The 17,198-nt window shown below is 63.6% G+C and carries 11 protein-coding genes; 1 reads left to right on the plus strand and 10 read right to left on the minus strand.

All coding sequences use genetic code 11. The features are described 5' to 3' along the window. Positions 1–116: 116 nt before the first annotated feature. Both embB and ACO07W_RS11945 read right to left on the minus strand, forming a co-directional pair. The gene (gene embB / locus ACO07W_RS11940) at positions 117–3,281 is read right to left on the minus strand and encodes an arabinosyltransferase EmbB (RefSeq protein WP_421845952.1); all 3,165 of its coding nucleotides are present in this window, start codon (positions 3,279–3,281) and stop codon (positions 117–119) included. Between the two features lie 68 nt (positions 3,282–3,349). Next, positions 3,350–6,694 (minus strand): arabinosyltransferase domain-containing protein, encoded by a 3,345-nt coding sequence (locus ACO07W_RS11945; protein WP_421843416.1) that lies wholly within the window; start codon positions 6,692–6,694, stop codon positions 3,350–3,352. A gap of 155 nt (positions 6,695–6,849) precedes the next feature. On the opposite strand from ACO07W_RS11945, the gene ACO07W_RS11950 reads away from it, so the two are divergent. Continuing rightward, entirely contained in the window at positions 6,850–7,041 is a 192-nt protein-coding gene (locus ACO07W_RS11950) for a hypothetical protein (protein ID WP_421843418.1), read from the plus strand. Positions 7,042–7,167: 126 nt separating this feature from the next. Here ACO07W_RS11950 and ACO07W_RS11955 read toward each other — a convergent pair whose 3' ends face one another. From ACO07W_RS11955 to ACO07W_RS11990, 8 genes are all read right to left on the minus strand, one after another. Next, positions 7,168–7,641, minus strand: a complete 474-nt coding sequence (locus tag ACO07W_RS11955) for a GNAT family N-acetyltransferase (protein ID WP_421843420.1) — start codon at positions 7,639–7,641, stop codon at positions 7,168–7,170. Positions 7,642–7,825: 184 nt separating this feature from the next. Beyond that, positions 7,826–11,092 (minus strand): arabinosyltransferase domain-containing protein, encoded by a 3,267-nt coding sequence (locus ACO07W_RS11960; protein ID WP_421843422.1) that lies wholly within the window; start codon positions 11,090–11,092, stop codon positions 7,826–7,828. Next, the gene (locus tag ACO07W_RS11965; protein WP_421843424.1) at positions 11,092–13,077 is read right to left on the minus strand and encodes a galactan 5-O-arabinofuranosyltransferase; all 1,986 of its coding nucleotides are present in this window, start codon (positions 13,075–13,077) and stop codon (positions 11,092–11,094) included. Before ACO07W_RS11965 ends, ACO07W_RS11960 begins: the two co-directional genes overlap by 1 nt. 2 nt (positions 13,078–13,079) lie before the next feature. Then, entirely contained in the window at positions 13,080–13,844 is a 765-nt protein-coding gene (locus ACO07W_RS11970; RefSeq protein ID WP_421843426.1) for a decaprenylphospho-beta-D-erythro-pentofuranosid-2-ulose 2-reductase, read from the minus strand. After that, positions 13,845–15,239, minus strand: coding sequence for an FAD-binding protein (locus tag ACO07W_RS11975; RefSeq protein ID WP_421843428.1), 1,395 nt, complete (start codon positions 15,237–15,239; stop codon positions 13,845–13,847). Between the two features lie 51 nt (positions 15,240–15,290). Further along, positions 15,291–15,719: a GtrA family protein gene (locus tag ACO07W_RS11980; RefSeq protein WP_421843430.1), complete on the minus strand. Its 429-nt coding sequence runs from the start codon at positions 15,717–15,719 to the stop codon at positions 15,291–15,293. Positions 15,720–15,781: 62 nt separating this feature from the next. After that, on the minus strand, positions 15,782–16,276 hold the full coding sequence (locus tag ACO07W_RS11985) for a GreA/GreB family elongation factor (RefSeq protein WP_421843432.1): 495 nt from the start codon (positions 16,274–16,276) through the stop codon (positions 15,782–15,784). A gap of 223 nt (positions 16,277–16,499) precedes the next feature. Then, positions 16,500–17,189 (minus strand): TetR/AcrR family transcriptional regulator, encoded by a 690-nt coding sequence (locus ACO07W_RS11990; protein ID WP_421843434.1) that lies wholly within the window; start codon positions 17,187–17,189, stop codon positions 16,500–16,502. Positions 17,190–17,198: the final 9 nt, after the last annotated feature.

Here is a 17,198-nt window from a genome sequence, read left to right on the forward strand (position 1 = left end):
AGTGACAGTTCAGTGGTGACGTGGTTTGGGCATCGACCGAACCACGATGCTGCTAACACAGAGCTGGGTTGCTCGGCTGGCAGCAACGAGAGCGCGATTGGGAAGCCGGGGTGTGGCTACGGCTTGATCCGGATTCTTCCCGGCGACGACAATCCGCCGCGGGTCGCGGTACCGAGGTCGAGCTGGGCGGGAGGGGCGTCGACCAGGGTGTCGAACTTGCGTAGCGACCCCCAGTCGCGGGCCCAGTCGCGAGACAGATAGGTAGCCATCACATGGGCGCGCAGCAGCAGGTCGGTGATCCCGAGCAGCCCGCCGTTGGTTCCGTCTTCCCACGTGTCGGTGTCCAGTTTTTTGGCCAGGTAGTCCGGTGTGATCCGGAACTTCGGGATCTCGGTGACGCCATTGACGTGCAGCATCGGCTGCTGGCAGGGGAAGGCTAGCCCAACCGCCCAGTCCAGGAGCACTGGCTGGGTCGAGCCCACATACTCTTGCAGGGACCGCAACTCCGGTACTCGTGGCGGGGTCACCGCGATCCAGTCTTCCGGCGTCAGGGACAGGTCTTCGGCCACCACTCGGACCGCGACCGCGTCCGCGGGCATCTTGGAGCGGGCAAAGCGGAGGTTGCGCCACACCTTCGGCTGCTCCCCGAACAGATCATCAGGCACCATCCGGCCCGCGGAAACCAGTTCGCCGTCCGGGGCGCGCCGGGCGTATTCCAGCGCCACGGTCTGCCCGGGAGTGTAGCCATGCAGCACACTGATTCCGGCGATCTTGCCTGCCGCGGTTACCACCACGAGCGGATGTCCATCGTCTGGCTGGGGCAATTGGTACCACGCCGAAGCGAGCTTGCTCTGCTGTTGTGCACCTTGGGTATAGGTGCCGGCCAGCGGAACCCGGGCGGGATCAAGCTCGTACGGTAGTGGCACCGTTGAACCGTTGATGCCGGGCTTCTTCAGCTTTGTCGGCGCATCCCAGTCGTAGTCGGTGCCGGGCTGGTTGGGCGTCATCCGAATCGCTTCGGCGACAGTGTGTTTTGGTACCCCGTTGGGCGCAAAGCCGACCGGGTCGGACCCGCCTAGTGGCCCCAGCGGGCCGTAGTTGCCCGGCAGTGGCCGCATGAATCCTGCATTGGCATCAGGCTCGACGAGAACGTCGTCGGCCAGGCCGCAGCCTCCGGTGAAAGCGCGCAGGTTGGCCCAGCCGTTGGAGTAAGTCGGGTATTGCCGGACGATGCCGATCGCCATCGACGCGACAAAAACCAGTGCCATGAACCCCGCCACGAACGCTATTGGAGCTGTGGTCAGTGCTCGCGGCAGCCGACCTTCGCCGCTGCCGCGGGGGGCGAAGTGCAGCCACGCCGCGTACAGCGCTGATATCGCAAACAGCATGAAAAAGATTGTGCTGACTGTGATTCCGGCGATCTTCGGCATTGTGCTGTTGAACGGTACGCCGTAGCTGGACACATACCACCAGCCGTTGGTGGTGGCGAAGCACAATGCCAGCATGAAGAACAGCGCCGCCAGGAACGCCATCCGGTTTCTTGACCAGCGCAGCACCATCGGCGAAACCAACACCGTGGTAAGTGCGGCTATTGCCGACCCAACCGCGGCGAACAGACCGAAGTGGTGCACCCACTTAGTGGGGGTGAACATCAGGAAGAACATGGTGCCGAAAAGGACACCCATGAGTCGCCAGGCCGGACCAGCGGCCACGCCGGAAACCCGCTTGCGCCGCAACATGATAAACAGCGCCGTGAAAAGGCAGAGTGCGGTGATGAGAAAGCCGAACCGGCGCGACAATGAACCGTCCACGGTGGGCAGGATGAGGTAGTAGTAGCGCAGATTCTCGGTGTACCACGCCTGGCTGGGCCCGATCGCGGTGCGAATCCTCGTTGCTTCCAATACGGTTGACAGTGTCTGGTCGGCGAATACCACGGTGAGTATGACTGTGCCGGCCGCCAGCATTGGGGCTACCAACGGCCACGTGCCGACCATGCGACGGCGCCTGGCCAGAATTCTGAGGATCGGGCGCCCGCCAGCGACCAGCGCGGCTACCGCGATCAGGCCGGTGGGCTGCACACCCAAGGTGAACGCCGCCGTGACGATCGCCAGCGCGGCCGGTGTCAGCCGACCGTATCGGAGGGACCGCTCGATCAGCACGTAGGTGACCAGTGAACCGAGCGCAATGATGGGTTCCGGGCGAAGACCGTTGTTGAACGGCATCCAGGCGGTAAGCAGGACCATGCCGGCAGCCCACGTGGCAGCCTTACTGGAGCCCACAGCCGGGCCCAGCCGAGGCAATACCTCCCGAGAAAGCAGCAGCCAGCACACCAGCCCGGCAACCAGGTCTGGTAGCCGCATCCACAGGCTTGCGTCGCTGACGTGGGTCATCAGCGCGAGCAAGTTGTAGTACCAGCCGAACGGGTCCTCCGGGCTGCCGAACCACCGGAAGTAATTGGACATGTAGCCCGCGTGGTCGGCGACTCGCGCCATGCCCAGGATGTAGCCGTCGTCGGAGGAGTTCGCGCCGATCACATGCCAGAGCAGGAATCCGAATATCACCGTGGCATCGGCGAGAGTGAAACTCCGCCACCTGGCCGGAATCAGCCGGCGCATCCGGCGGCCGTCCAACTGGTCGAGGCGCCACAGCGCGATCACAGCGATCACGGTGGCCAGGATCGCCCCCACGATGGCGAACAGCTTTGCCGTTGTCGGCGTGGTGGAGAACCGGGTGTCGATGGTCGCCGACAGCTGTAATCCGGGCGGCGCGGGACCGGTCAGGTCGGTGAACACACCGACAATCTGGGGGCGCAGGTTCGGATCGGGATAGCCATCGCGTAGTGGTCTGCCCGATGGGTCGGTCAAGCCGACGAAGGTCGCGAAAGTTCCGGCGTGGGTCGAGGTGACCTCGATGCGTTGGCATCGCGGTGACAACACCTCGTCGCGCGGCACGCTGAGGATCACCACATTGCGGTCGGTGACGTTTACTCGCTGCTTGCTTACAACGACGAACAACGCGTTGAGGTTGGCGTCCTTGCCCTGCTTGGGTGCTGTTCCCAACACGACCCCGCCCGAGGGCGGCAGCTTGCGCACCAGATCGCACGGCACAGACGCCGCCATGTTGACCGGCGTCAGGGTAATCAGCGGCGCTGTAACGCTATTGAGTTGCCCGCCCTGAGGCCAGTTCAGCATCGCGGTGGTCTGCACGACCGGCAGCAGCGGCGTCGCGACGGACAACACGAAGCCGATCAGGCCTGCGATTGTGGCCACCCAGCGTGTCATCTTCACGTCGCGGCGCAACCGGGTATCGGCGCTGGCGGTTGCGGGCCGTTCCCCGCGGCTCAACACTTTCATGGCAGAGCCCTAATCGGTCCCTGCCGGCTCCAGCCCGGCACCGTGACCACGCCTTGTTCTACGACAGCCGCTGGGGCGCGGTCGGCGGGCACCAGGCGGTGGTATTGCTCCACAGATCCCCAGTCCCGGTACCAGTCACTACGCAGGTACGTCGGAATTGTCGAGGTGCGCAGCAGCGCCTGAGTGAACAGGAACGGCCCGCCGGTCGAGGTGGATTGCCACAGGTTGGACGAGGATGCGGTCTGTTTGTGATTGGGCAGGATGCGGTATTGCGGAAGTTCGGCGATACCGAGGTGTTCGGAAAACGGCCGCTGGCAGGGGAAGTTCGCTGCGGTCGCAATATCCATCAACACCGGGGTTTGTGATCCGATCATTTGCTGCAGCGGTTCCAGCGCCGGGACCCGCGGTGGCGTGAATGCGAACCATTGGTCGGAGCTGAGGTTCGGGTCATAGGCGACAATGCGTGCCACGTCGGCCTCCGGGGGTGCCCATGTCAACGGGAAGCGCAGGTTGCGCCACGCGGGCTGCGGGCCGATGTCGATCGGCTGCACCTGGGCAAGTGGCTCGGTACTGCCATCTGGTCGGGTGACGCCCCACTGCAGTTTCAGCGATTGTCCATAAATGAAGTTGCCGTCTTCTTTGTACGACCAGATGGCGCCTGCGGCGGTGACGACTACTAATGGCTGGGCCGGCAGATGTTCCTTCCACTGTGCCGGTAGTTGATACCAGGCTGAGGTGGCCGTGGCAGCCAGGGTGTTTTCGCCGTAGCTGCCCATCACTGGTGTGCGCGCAGGATCCAGCCCGAACGGCAGCGCGGCATGCGACCCGTTCACCCCTATCGGCCCCTTGCCGCCGGCAGTGCCGGCGGAATCACTGATGGCAGCGTTCGGCTTATTGGGCGACGCATCGGAATTAACGAGGCCGGGCTTGGTCACCACCGGGTCAGATTTCAGATCATCGCCGACGCCGTTGGGTTTGAAGCCGACCGGGTTGACGCCGCCGAGCGGGCCACCGGGGCCGAAGGCCTGTCCCGGAACGGGCTGCAGCAGACCTGCGTTGGGGTCGGGCTCGGCCAGCACATCATCGGCCATCGCGCACGCGGGGTTGCCCGGGCCGGCGGCAACGGAAAGTGCGGCGGCCACGTTGGCTTTTGTGGTGGTGTAGAGGGGGTAGCGGAACACGGCGCCCTTGGCCATCGAGCCGACCTCGCCCAACACCATGATCACCGCGACCAACAGCAGTGGAGTAGAGGCAAGGACGCGGTTGCGGCGGTTGTCCTTGACCTCGGTATGCCCGGCGTAGTCCAGGCGAAAGTGCTGCCAGGCCGCCAGCAAGCCAGTGAGGATCGACAAGGTCAGGAACATCGATGTCACTGGGCGCCCGGCGATGACGGGTTTGATATCGAACCACGGCACACCGTAGTTGTTGACGTAGAACCAGCCGTTGATCCCCGAAGTGGCCCACGCCAGCAGGAACAGCAACGCGGTGATGTACAGGGACAGGTTGCGGCGGCTGTGCAGGCCAACCCTGGCGAAGATGAACGCAGTGACCGCGCCCAGCGTGCCTGCCAGGCCGGCGAAAGCGCCGAACTGTACGGCCCACTTTGTCGGGGTAAATGTGAGCAACAGCAGGCCCACCGCAGTGGTGCCGATGAGCCGCCAGGCTGGTCCGCTGGCCAGGCCAGCCACCCGGCCACGGCGCAGCAGCACCACCAGCACGCCAAACAGGCAGAAGAGCAGAACCAGCGCGGCGAACCGTCGCGCCATCGACCCATCCACGGTCTCTACGGTGAGGAAGTAGTAGCGGAGGAATTCTTGATACCAGGCCAGCGTCGGGCCGACTTTGTACTTGATGCGCGCCGACTCGGCCACCGTTGCCAATGTCTGGTCACGGAACACCACCACCGTGATCAGCGACGCGGCTGCTGCGAGTGCGGCCAGTGGTCCCAGCAGGCCGTCGGTGGCTCGCCGCCGCTGGATCGCCTGGGCGACGGCGCGGGCACCGGTCAGCAGCGCGGCCAGCGCGATCAAACCTTGCGGCGCAAGAGTCGCGGTGAGCGTTGCCACCGCAATGGCGACCGCCGCCGGAGCCAGTCGGTGTTGCGCAATCGCGCGTTCCACCAGGATCCAGGTGATCATCACACCCAGAGCAATCAGCGGTTCGGGCCTAAGGCCGTTGTTGAACGGCAGCCAGGCGGCCACATACACCGCGGCGGCGGTATATCTGGCCACTCGGTTGGACGCCAGACCGTACTTTCCCGGCCCCAGCCGCTGCAGCACGCAGCGGCTGATAATCAACCAGCACGCGATTCCGGCCAGCGTCGCCGGCAGCCGCATCCACACGCCGGTGGTGCTTACCGAGGCGAGGTGAGCCAGTACGGCGGGATACCAGTCGAACGGCGCCTCAGTGGTGCCGAAGTACCGGTAGTAGTTGGCCACGTACCCGGCCTTCGGTGCGATCCGGGCGATGGTCAGGTTGTAGCCGTCGTCCGACGAGGTGGCGCCGATGAAATGCCAGAGCAGCAGCGTTGCGATCACCCCAGCGTCGGCGAACCATGTGGCTCCGCTGCTGAACCACGTGGCCCAGCTTTTGCGTGGGCGGTACCGGGCGAGCCAGGCGATCGGCGACCTCCAGTTGCGCAGCGACTCTCTGCCCCGGCTGAGGCGATCCAAGGCCGCCAGCGCGCCGATTGCGACCAGGACCGCGAGCGCACCCAGCGATATCACGATCTGCTTCAGGGCAGTCGGCCTTGCAATGAACCTGGTATCGACGTCTACGCGGGCCGCCAACCCGGGCTGGGGAGAAACTTTCAGATCGGTGAAAATCCCACCGACCTGTGGTTTCTTCTCAGGCGGCAAGGTGCCGGCGGCTCCTGGGAGGCCGACGAAATCGGCTCCTGCACCGCCGACATCTGCCCAGATGCGCAGCACGCTGCAGTCGCCGTTGGCGATCGCCTTCCGGGACGCCGCAGCAGCCACGGAATCCCGGAACGCGACGACAATCGTGCGCTTGTTGGCGCGCACGAACAGGCCGCTCTTGCCGGTGTCCACCCCATCTGTTGGGAGCGTGGAGAGCACCAGCCCGCCCTTGGCCGGCAGGGTCGCCATCGCCGAGCACGGGATCGAGATATCCAGCGCGCGCGGTGCCCCGGAAACCAGGGGAGCGGTGACCTGGGCGATGCTGCCGTCGGCCGTGACGTTCTGCGGCCACAGGATTGTCGCGGTGGTCTCCCGCACTGGAAGCAATGGAACCAGGGCGCATAAAAGCACACCGGTGATTCCCGATACGACGGCTACTAGCCGGGCGATTCGGTGCGATCGCACATTACCGTCGTGGGGCACGAGGGTCGATCGTAGGCGACGCGGATTTGTCCGGTGAGAATGCGGGCCGCGCGGCGCATTGCTGCTGCATGTAACGGGGTGCTACCGCCCTGGTGGTGCATAGATTTTTTGGCCGTCCCAGCCATCCAGCTCGACCGCGGCTACGAAGTCCCTATATGAACACTATTGATCTCAACCAACTGCTGCTGACCACGCCGTTGTCTGCTGTTCCAGCGATCGTGCTGATTGTGTTGACCGCGCTCACCATGGGCTCGGTAATTCGACGCGAACGGGCGATGATCCCGGCGAGCCGACGCCCGTCCGCAGTCCAGGCGGCCTACATGAGTCGGTGGCGGAATCGAGATTGATCCAGACCGGCCGCGCCTGGCGGCGTGGGCGCTTGACTCTTGAACAACACAAAAATTCCCAGAGTGCTCAGTTATTGGTGCTGACAATCGCGTGGCGTGCCGTCCCGTCGCACGATTCCCAACCCGTCACCGCAGAATCTTGGTCATGAAAACGCTGTTGGGATCGAGCCGGTAGTCGCCGAACGGGCCGCAGTAGGTGAATCCGTGCTTGGTGTATAGGGCCCGCGCCGGTCTGAAAAATTCATACGAGCCGGTCTCCAGGCTGAGCCGCGAATAGCCGCGCTGGGTCGCCTGGTCAATCAGGTGGCGCAGCAGAAATGATCCGACGCCGTTTCCCTGCTGGGTAGGCGCGGTGCGCATCGACTTGATCTCACCGTGGCCGGCATCGATTTTTTTGATGCCCCCGCATCCGATCAGTTGCGCGCCGGTGTAGACCGACCACAACGTCACGTCCGGTTTGCGCAGCTCGTCCAGATTGAGTGCGTGTGTGCTTTCCGGTGGGGACACCGAACGCATCTCTTCGATGTGGCTTTGTAGAAAGTCGATGATCACATCGTCGGTCAGGTCGTCGACGACAATGCGTAATTGGCTGGTGTCCATTGCTGCGGCTCCTTTCGTGTGCCGATCAAAGGTCACGGCCCCGTGCTGGACTGAGGCGTCGCTGTTCGCTAGCGGACGCCGCGCATCACGCTCTGCGATGGAGGCGACATCTATGCGGTTTGAGCAGGTCAGCGTTAGGTTTCGGGCCATCGACGAATCGGTGCGGGAAGCCGCCGCAGTCAATCTAGTGTCGAAGCGGTGCCGGGTTCCATAGGCCACTGCGAGTCGCTGTGCCCAACTGCAGATGCGCCGGGGTGGCGGTGGGGTAGTACGGGGTTAACCGCTGCAACGAGCCCCAGTCCCGGAACCAGTCGTCCTTGAGGTAGCTGGCCATGGTCGTGGCGCGTACCAGCAGTTCGGTGATACCGAGCGGGCCGCCGCCGTTGTGGTCCATCACCGGGGAGTTGGCCTCCGCGCCGAATCGGTCCGGCAAGATACGCCATTTCGGCGTTTCATCGACACCGTTTTGATGGCCGAACGGGCGCTGGCACGGGAATGCCAGGCCGACCAGCCAGTCCAAGAACACCGGATCTTCCGAGCCCACCACTTCCTGCAGGGTGCGCAGCCGCGGAAGGCGGGGCGGTGTAACCGCGATCCAGTGTTGCGGTGCCAAGTCGTTGTCGGTAACGAATAGGCGGACCTGCGTGGCGGTGGTCGGGATCCGTGCCAGCGGCGCCCGCAGGTTACGCCAGGCCGGCATCGAACCGACATCAGCGAATTCTAGTGATCCACCGGGTTTTCCAGCGGCCGCCTGCTGGTCGGTGGCCCACTGCAATTTGATCTCGCGGGGGTCGAACCGGCCGGCCGCCGACACGACCATCAGAGGAGTGTCTTTCCGCTGTTCCTTAGGGGGCAAGCGATACCAGTCCGACCGTAGTATCGCGGGCACCTGAACGCCCCGTCGCCAACTGCCAAGCACCGGTGTCCGCGCCGGATCGAGGTTGAAGGGTAGCTGGGCACGGGAGCCGTTGATTCCCGGCGCGGCCGTGGTCCCGCCCTCGGTTCCAGGTTCGCCGGTTGTCGAGTCGTCGTCGGCGACGAAATTGCGGTCTTGCGGACGGTCCATCACCGGGTCAGCAGAGACATTGGCAGGGATGCCGTTGGACGTAAACCCTTCTGACGGTCCAGCGCCCAGCGCGTCGGCTACCGGAGCGGTTGCCGGGGGCAGCATGTCAGAGCTGGGATCCTGTTCCACGAGCACGTCCTGGGCGAGTCCGCAGGTCTTGCCGGTCGTTGGACTGGCAAGGGCTTGCAGGTTAGACCGGCCCACCGACCACGCTGGGTACTGGCCGAGCATCGCCTGAGTCAGCGATATCACCTCGAAAAGAACGAGGGCCCACGCTGCGATGGCCAACGGCGACTGAATGATTTCGGCTAGTCGTGTTCCAAGCCGGGTTCGCGGGGGCCCGTCGTCAGTAGCGACGAAGTGGAACCACGCTGCCAGCCCCAGCGTCAACACGGTGAGTCCGAGCAATATCGTGGCGAAGCCGAATCGCCAGGTGGGGAATGAATTCGACCAGGGCACACCGAAATTAGACACATACCACCAGCCGTTCACGCTGGCGAATGACAGTGCCATCAAGAACAGCACCACAGCGGCGAACACCGTGCGATTGCGCCGCGAACGCATCGCCGCGCCGGTGACAGCCACAGCGGCCAAGGCTCCCAGCGAACCGGCGAGGCCCGCGAACACACCGAAGTGATGCGTCCACTTGGTGGGCGTGAACATCATTGCGAGAAAAGAGATGATGGTGATGCCTATGATGCGCCGGCTGGGGCCGGCGGCAGTGCCGGGGATTCGGCCTTTGCGCAACGACATTGCCACCGACACCGCTAGCGCGAGGATCAACGCCAGCAACGCGAAGCGGCGGGCGATCGATCCGTCCGGGGTGGCCATGAACAACCGCTCGTACCGGGTGTGCTCGTCGAACCACTTCAGACTGGGCCCGACGGCTTGCTTAAGAAAACTGGCCTGGGTCTCGCCGGCCAGGGTCTGGTCGCGGAAAATCAGGATCGCGGTGACGGTTACCGCCGCCAGCAGCGGTAGTGCGCCGAACTGTTTGTAGCGCCGGTGCAGGATGGTTCGCAGCGGTCCGATTGCGACCAGCAATGCGCCGATGGACGCGATGCCGGTGGGCCCGGAGAACAATGTCAGCGCTCCGATAATGCAGGCGATCGCCACTGGCAGCAGCCGGCTGGTGGCTACCGCGCGTTCCACCGAACACCACGTCAGCAAGATGCCCAGGGCAATGATCGGCTCGGGACGCAGGCCGTTGTTGAGTGGCAGCCAGACGGCCAGGAACATTCCGGCGGCCGTCCAAGCCGCGGCGCGGCTAGTTTTTACCGCATGGCCCAGCCGCGGTATGACCTCGCGGCTGATCAGCCACCAACAGATCAGCGCCATCGCCAGGGTCGGCAGTCGCATCCAAATACTGGCGGTGCTGACGTGTGCCCACAGCGCTAGCAAATCGTAGTACCAGCCGAACGGGGCTTCAGGGGTACCGAACCAGCGGTAATAGTTGGCCATATATCCGGCGTGCTCGGATACTCGCGCCATGGTGAGTATGTAGCCGTCATCGGATGTGTTGGCGCCGACGAAATGCCACCACACCAGAACGGTGATGACCAGGGCATCTAGACCGCCGATCGACCACCAACGCGCAGGTAGGAATCGTCGGTGCCGGGTGCCGTCGGCGGTGTCAAGGAGGTGCAACGCGATCAGGGCGGCGCCGGTGAGCAGCAGGCCCAGGACCATCGCGACCATCTTCAGCATGGTGGGAGTGCTGCTGTACCGGGTGTCGACGGTCGCCGAAAAACTCAGGCCCGGTGGGGTCGGCCCGGCCAGATCAGTGAACACGCCGACAATCTGTGGCCGGAAATCGTAACCGCCGCGTCTGCCGCGCAGCGGTTCGCCGGGATGCTCGGCCTTAGGTCCTTGGGTAAGCCCGACGAACTCGGCGGTGACCTCGTCGGCGTGCGCGGTAAAGGTCAAGCGTTTGCACGATGGGCTGAGTACCTGGCTCAACGGGGCGGTGACCACCGGAACATTGCGTACCACGAGTACCAGGTCGCCGTTGGCGCGCAGGATGAGTAGGCCGCGATCGACAGCCTTCGGGGCCTGCTTGGGGACCGTCGACAACAGGACGGTTTTCGCTTTGTTCTCTGGTCCGGCAAGGCCGGCGGCGGCCTGGCAGGGGACGGTGATATTCAGCTCGGTGGCCACGTAGCCGATCAGTGGTGCCTCGACGCTGCTGAATGTGCCATTTTGCGGCCAGTTCAGTTGGGCGGTGGTCTGCTTGACCGGTAGCAGGGGGGTCGCGATCGCCATCAGCGCTCCCAGCAGACCCGCGACGATGGCGACGCGCCGAGCGATCCGGTAATTTGCGGGCGCGTCGCTCACGGACGTAGATGGTAGTTGCTGGTTGCGATGCGATGCGGTCTTGGTAGCCATCAGGGTTTATCTGCCGGTTTGCGGATGGCCAGTATGAACGGACCGATCCGGTCGACGGTGAAGTGCGAGCCGGCGAACAGTGTCTTGCGTAGGTCTACGGTGTAGCGGCGGACATTGGGTTGGTTGGGGTACACGTCTTTTGCCAGCCGCAGTGTATAGGTGGTGGCCAGCCCAGAGCCAGGGCCGCGGCGCATGAGGAAGACTGTCGGCGGCGGCCAGGGGAGCCGGTCGAGCGCGCGGACGAACTCGTCAGACGTTGTGAGCTTCGACCAGCCTTCGATCCGTTCGGCGCGTTTATCGAACTGGGCCAGCGGGTTCGCGTAGTGAGAAGTCAAAACCTGAAAGCCCCAGTAAGGGTAGTAGGACAGAAAGCTGTAGTCGGCGGTCAGCACTACGGTCTGGTCGCGTGGTTTGCCGGTGATGCGCCGGATAGCGGCGTCGATTGCAGAGTAGTACTTTTCCGAGCCAGGTGGTCGCTGGTCACCGCGCTGGCCGTGCCCGTCGGTGTCGGTGTAGGCAATAGTGAGGTCGGGCCGCAACACGTCTGGAATGTCTTGGCTGAAAGCGATCGCTCCGGCTAGTCCGATTGCGGCGGCCACTGGGACGACACCTTGGCCCCAGCCTCGGCTGCGCAGCGCGAGTGCGGCCTCAACGAAGCCGAACACCCCTGCGGTAACGAGCAACACGGTCAGCGTGGGTTGTAGCCGGAACGACAGCAGTGTCGTGCGGGCCAGTGTGGTCAGCATCGACAGCAGGGACCACAGATAGACGGCTAGCACGCCGATGGCCAGGGCACCGGCCCGGACCGACGAGCGAGCTCGCAGCACTAGCCATAGGGTGCCCAGCATGCAAAGCGATCCGAGCAGGGAGAACTGCAGCATTGGGAAAGTCAGTTCTGCGCCGTCGGCGGGCAGATAGTGCTGAGCACTGCCGCTATCGCTGGTCGGGCTGTGGGTTGCGCGTAATAAGTAGGGCAGCCAGGTGGTCGCCGCGATAGCTCCGGCGATCACGGCGATAACGGCCACCCGGAACAGCGGATCGGCGACCGCCTTCATTCCGTAACGATCACGTTTCAGCCAGCGTGACGCGGCCAGCACCAGAGCCATAAGCACCACGGTGAACGCGGTGTAGGCAAGCAACAGCGTGTACCAGGTGGCCGCAAAGCCGAGGAAGACCCCGGCACCGATCACCGCGGCCCAACCGGATCTCGACGGAGCGTCGTGGGTGACGTGCTGTGCAGCGCCGGCGTGGTCCACGCAGGAAGATAGGTTCTCCCACCCGCGGCTACGCAACCCAGACCACGTCAGGATCAGCATCGGTGGCAGCAGCACGGTGAGCATCGCCGCGTAAGGCTCGGGCGAGCTGTAGGCCAGCGTTACCGCCGTGGTCGCGATAGTAAGCAGCAGCGAGTACTCGAAGCGGACCAGCCGCCACCACAGCACCAGCGCTATCGCGGCCGCGACAGCGATCGAGGTAATGGCCCACGGTTTGAAGATTTCCCAGCCAGGTGTGCCGGTCAGTGCGGCAATCCGCCCGCCGATCCAAAACCAGCCTGGCGGGTAGAACGGCGGCAACCCGACGTAGGTCATGTCTTGCAGGGCGGCGCTGTCGGCAAGGCGGGTCAGGTACTCGGTACGGAATTGCTGGTCGACGGAGATGCCGAAGAGGTACAGCTTGGTTGCGCCCAACGGCATGCCCAGCGTCACCACGGTGAACGCGGAAACGGACACCAACCCGCCGAGCCGGGCCAACCGCCGGTAGCCAGAGCGTGAATTTGCTTCCCCGCGCCGCCATATCCAACCAGCGGCCGCCAGTCCGGCCAGGCAGCCGACCTGGCCGACAGTGGTCAGAGCGTGCAGCTGGTTGGAGGAAGGGAAGGCGGGCCAATCGACAGTAGCGATGGCGATCAGCGTTGGCACCGCGACCAGGATGGCAACGCAGGCGGCCAGAGCCATTTGGCCGAAGCTGGCCAGGACGCTACGCATCGTCAGATTGGCAGCTTGCGGAAGATGCTCCGCGGGATGTGGCGCAACACCATCATCACATAGCGGAATGCTGCTGGCGCCCAAACTAGTTCCTTACCCTTTGCGGACGCGGTGACCGCGAGGTTGGCAACGTACTCTTTGTCGACGGTCAGCGGAGCTTCCTTGAGATGCGAGCTCATTCGGGTGCGCACCTGGCCGGGGCGAATCACCAGAACGCGAACTCCGAACTCGCGCAATGCCTCTGATAATCCCAAGTAGAACCCGTCCAAACCAGCTTTGGTGGAGCCGTAGACGAAATTCGTCCGGCGTACCCGCTCACCGGCGGCCGAGCTCATGGCGATGATCTGGCCGAAGCCCTGAGCGCGCATCTTCTCCCCAAGTAGCACTCCGATTGACACCGCTGCGGTGTAGTTGATTTTGGCGATATGAACCGCTTTGCGCTGGTTCTGCCACAGTTCTTCGGGATCACCGAGTAAACCGAACGCGACAATGGCGACGTCGACATCGCCGTTGGAGAAAGCCTGTTCAATCACTTCGGGGTGGCTGTCGGTATCGACCGCGTCGAAATCGATCAGTTCCACCGACGGCGCGCCCGCGGTCTTGAGCTGCGCCACGGCGGCGTCGCGGCCCGGGTCGTTGGGCATGGCGGCCAGAACGATACGTGCGGGGGCATTACTCAGGTAGCGCTCGCAGATTGCCAGCCCTATCTCTGAGGTGCCGCCGAGCAGCAGCACGGTCTGAGGGTTGCCTACAGCGTCGAGCACCATTTACAGCAGCTCCAAGCGTCGGGCCATGTCCGAGGCGAACACCTGCAAGGGATCGGCCTTGCGGCGCACCGCGATCCACTCGTCGATGCGTGGATACATGGCGTGAAAGGTTTCAGCGGTGGTCCGAGAGTCTTTTGCGGTGTAGAGCCGGCCGCCAAATTTGACGACCCGACGATCAAGTTCGCCGACAAATTCGTTGAGCCCGGCTTTGATGGGGAAGTCGACGCAGATGTTCCAGCCGGGGATGGGGAAACTCAGTGGCGCCTGGTTACCGGGGCCGAACAACTTGAAAACGTTGAGAAACGAGTAGTGGCCGCTCGCTTGGATATCGCTGATAATCCGCTTGAACTCGTCGACGGCCTCGGTGGGAACTACGAATTGGTACTGCAGGAAGCCTGCCGGGCCGTAGGCGCGATTCCATTCGCCGAACATGTCCAACGGGTGGTAGAACTGGGTCAGGTTCTGGATCTTGCCTCGGTAGCGCCCGGATTTGCGGTACCAGAGTTCGCCAATTGGTCCGAAGGTGTACTTGTTGGCCAGCCCGTTGGGAAAAATGTCGGGCAGTGTCAGCAGCTGTGGCGCATCGAACTTCAGCGGATCAGAGCGCAGTTTTGCAGGCAACTGTTCGACGGTTGCCAGGCTGCCGCGCGATACCGCTGCACGGCCCAGTTTCGGTGCTGCGCTGATCGCGTCGAACCAGGCGCTGGAGTAGGCGTAGCTGGCTTCGCTACCGTCGCTGTGCAGTGCGATGGTTTCCTCAAGGCTGGCGGTGACGTCGCCGTCGGCGATGAAGTACGCCGTCTCGGTAGGTGTCATCGCGATGGTGGCGCGCAGAATGATGCCGGTTAGGCCGTTGCCGCCGATCGTCGCCCAAAACAATTCGGAGTCTTCACCGGTTGGGGTGAGTTGACGTATCTCGCCGCTGGCGGTCAGTAGGTCCATGCTGCGCACGTGGTTGCCGAAGCTGCCCGCGCTGTGATGGTTCTTGCCGTGGATATCGCAGGCGATGGCGCCACCGATGGTGACTTGTCGTGTCCCTGGCAGCACTGGAACCCACAGCCCGAACGGCAGTGCCGCCTTCATCAATTGATCGAGGTTGACCCCAGCGTCGACGTCAGCGAGTTTGGTGTCGGCGCTGATGGAGTGGATGGTGTTCACCGGGGCCATGTCGATCACCAGCCCACCACCGTTTTGTGCGTTGTCCCCATAGGAGCGTCCGAGCCCGCGGGCGATGATTCCGCGCCCGTTTGGCACGCCGCCGGAATCGGCGACTCGAACGACCGCCTTGACGATCAGCTCGGGGTCTGGGGTGCTGAGCACCTCTGCTACCGACGGCGCGGTGCGGCCCCACCCGGTCAGCCGGGTGCGGGTAGTGGGTAGGTCAGTGCTCGACATCGACAAAGAGGGTACCGCTTGGCTGCAGAATCCAATGTGAGCCGGCCCGGCTCAGCGGATCCGAAAGATCACCGTTCGCTGCACGATGAAGTTGATTACCGTGGCGGTGCCCTGCGCGACGACGAACGCGACCGGGATCGCCCACCCTCGGTAGTCCAGCAGCGCAAGGCATAGATGATTGAGGCCGACCTGCACTGCGAAGGTCACCGCGTATAGAACCATGACCGCAATGAACCGGGTGGTGCTCGGTGACGCCTGAAATGTCCATCGGCGGTTGATCACGTAGGCGGTGATGGTGCCGACGATGAAGCTGATGGCTTTCGAGAGGTCGACTTGTATGCCCACCACTGTGTAAAGCGCGAGGTAGAGGCTGAAGTCGACTATTCCCGCCAGCCCGCCGGTCAGGACAAAACGTGTAACCTGCGTGGTCAGCTGGAGGTGCGGGCGTGGCGGAGCGGCCTCGGATTTTGGGTGGGCCATCGGGCAAAGTCTAGCGGGGCCGGTTGATGTCCCTAACGTCCCGACGCTGGGTGTGGATTCGGCTACATGGGTAGCTTCACCGCGATGAGCTCGACCTGACTTTGTCCCTGCGGTGTGGAGTAGGTGACGGTGTCACCCGGTTCGCGGCCGGCCAGAGCCTGCCCGAGTGGGCTTCGAGCGGTCAAGGTCTCGGCTTCGTGACCGGCTGGAGTTTCCTCCACGATGGAGATTACGTGCATGGTGACCACTTCACCGTCGGGAAACCGCAGCGTCACCTCGGTACCGCCGGGCAGCGTCTCTGGTCCGTTTAGTTGCCCAGAATGTGTGGGCTCGCCTTGCAGCCGTCGGTTGAGTTCATTGATGCGGTCGCCAAGGACGGCAAGTTCGTCGGCACGTTGGATTGCCTCGGCTGCGTCGCCATGATCGCCGACCATGCCGCGGTCGTTTTTGACCTCGGCCTCTAGCCGCTCGCGGCGCTGGTTCAGCCGTGCCAGCTCAGCGGCGAGATTATCGCGCGCCGCTGCTGCCAGCCCATTTGATGAGAGTTCCTCGGTCACGTCCGCCGACCCTTCCGCGGCGCGTCTGCGACTGCGGTGTCGCCGACGCCCCATGTGCTTTGTTGCCGTTATGGGTTGTCGTTTGCCAATCGCCCCATTGGATTGGTAGCGATTCAGTGTTACACCACGAACAGGCAGCCGTCATCGATATTCGAAAAGCGTTTGCGGCCAGTTATCGAAGCGCCTACCCGATCGGTCGGCGAAGCCGCGGTACGTGCGGCCGTTACGGGTCGCGCAATTGGTCAAGACCATCGAGAATCAGTTTCAGGCCGAACGTGAATTCGTCGGCCAGCGGGACTGGCAGTGTGTCGGCGACCGCCGCGGTAGCGGGAAAGGCCGAAGGGTCTACGTCGCGAAAGACGGCGTAGAGCTGCGCGTCGTCAAGTGGGACTTCGGCAGTGTGACTGCGGAGTTGCATCGCAAAGCCCAATACGTAGTGGGCTAGCGTCGCGTAGGCGCGTGCGGCTAGCGCAGGCTGTAGTCCGCTGGCCAGTAGACGGGCGATGACGCGTTCACGGAGAGCCATTGCGTTGGGGCCGATTGGGACCTGTCCAACGAGTAGTGGTGCCGCGTTTTGGTGCCGGCTCAAGGCGTCAAACATCGCCTGGGCGGCTGTCTGGCATGCCTGCCGCCAATCGGTCGCGTTGAGTTCATTGGTGTCCAGGTCGATGACACCGAATATGTGATCGATGATGTGGCTGATCAATGCCGCTCGGTTAGGGAAGTGGCGATACAAGGTGGCGGTACCGGAATCTAGGCGTTGGGCAAGTCGTCGCATCGACAAGGCTGCGACGCCTTCCTCGTCCACGATCTGCAGCGCCGTCGCGACGATTCGATTCAACGGAATTGCCGGACGACCTGGCGTGCGCCGCGCATCGGGCTCATCGCCGCCACGAGAGCGTGCCGGAGTCATTGAGTAAGT

This window comes from Mycobacterium sp., from assembly GCF_965230835.1.
Taxonomy (GTDB): Bacteria; Actinomycetota; Actinomycetes; order Mycobacteriales; family Mycobacteriaceae; genus Mycobacterium.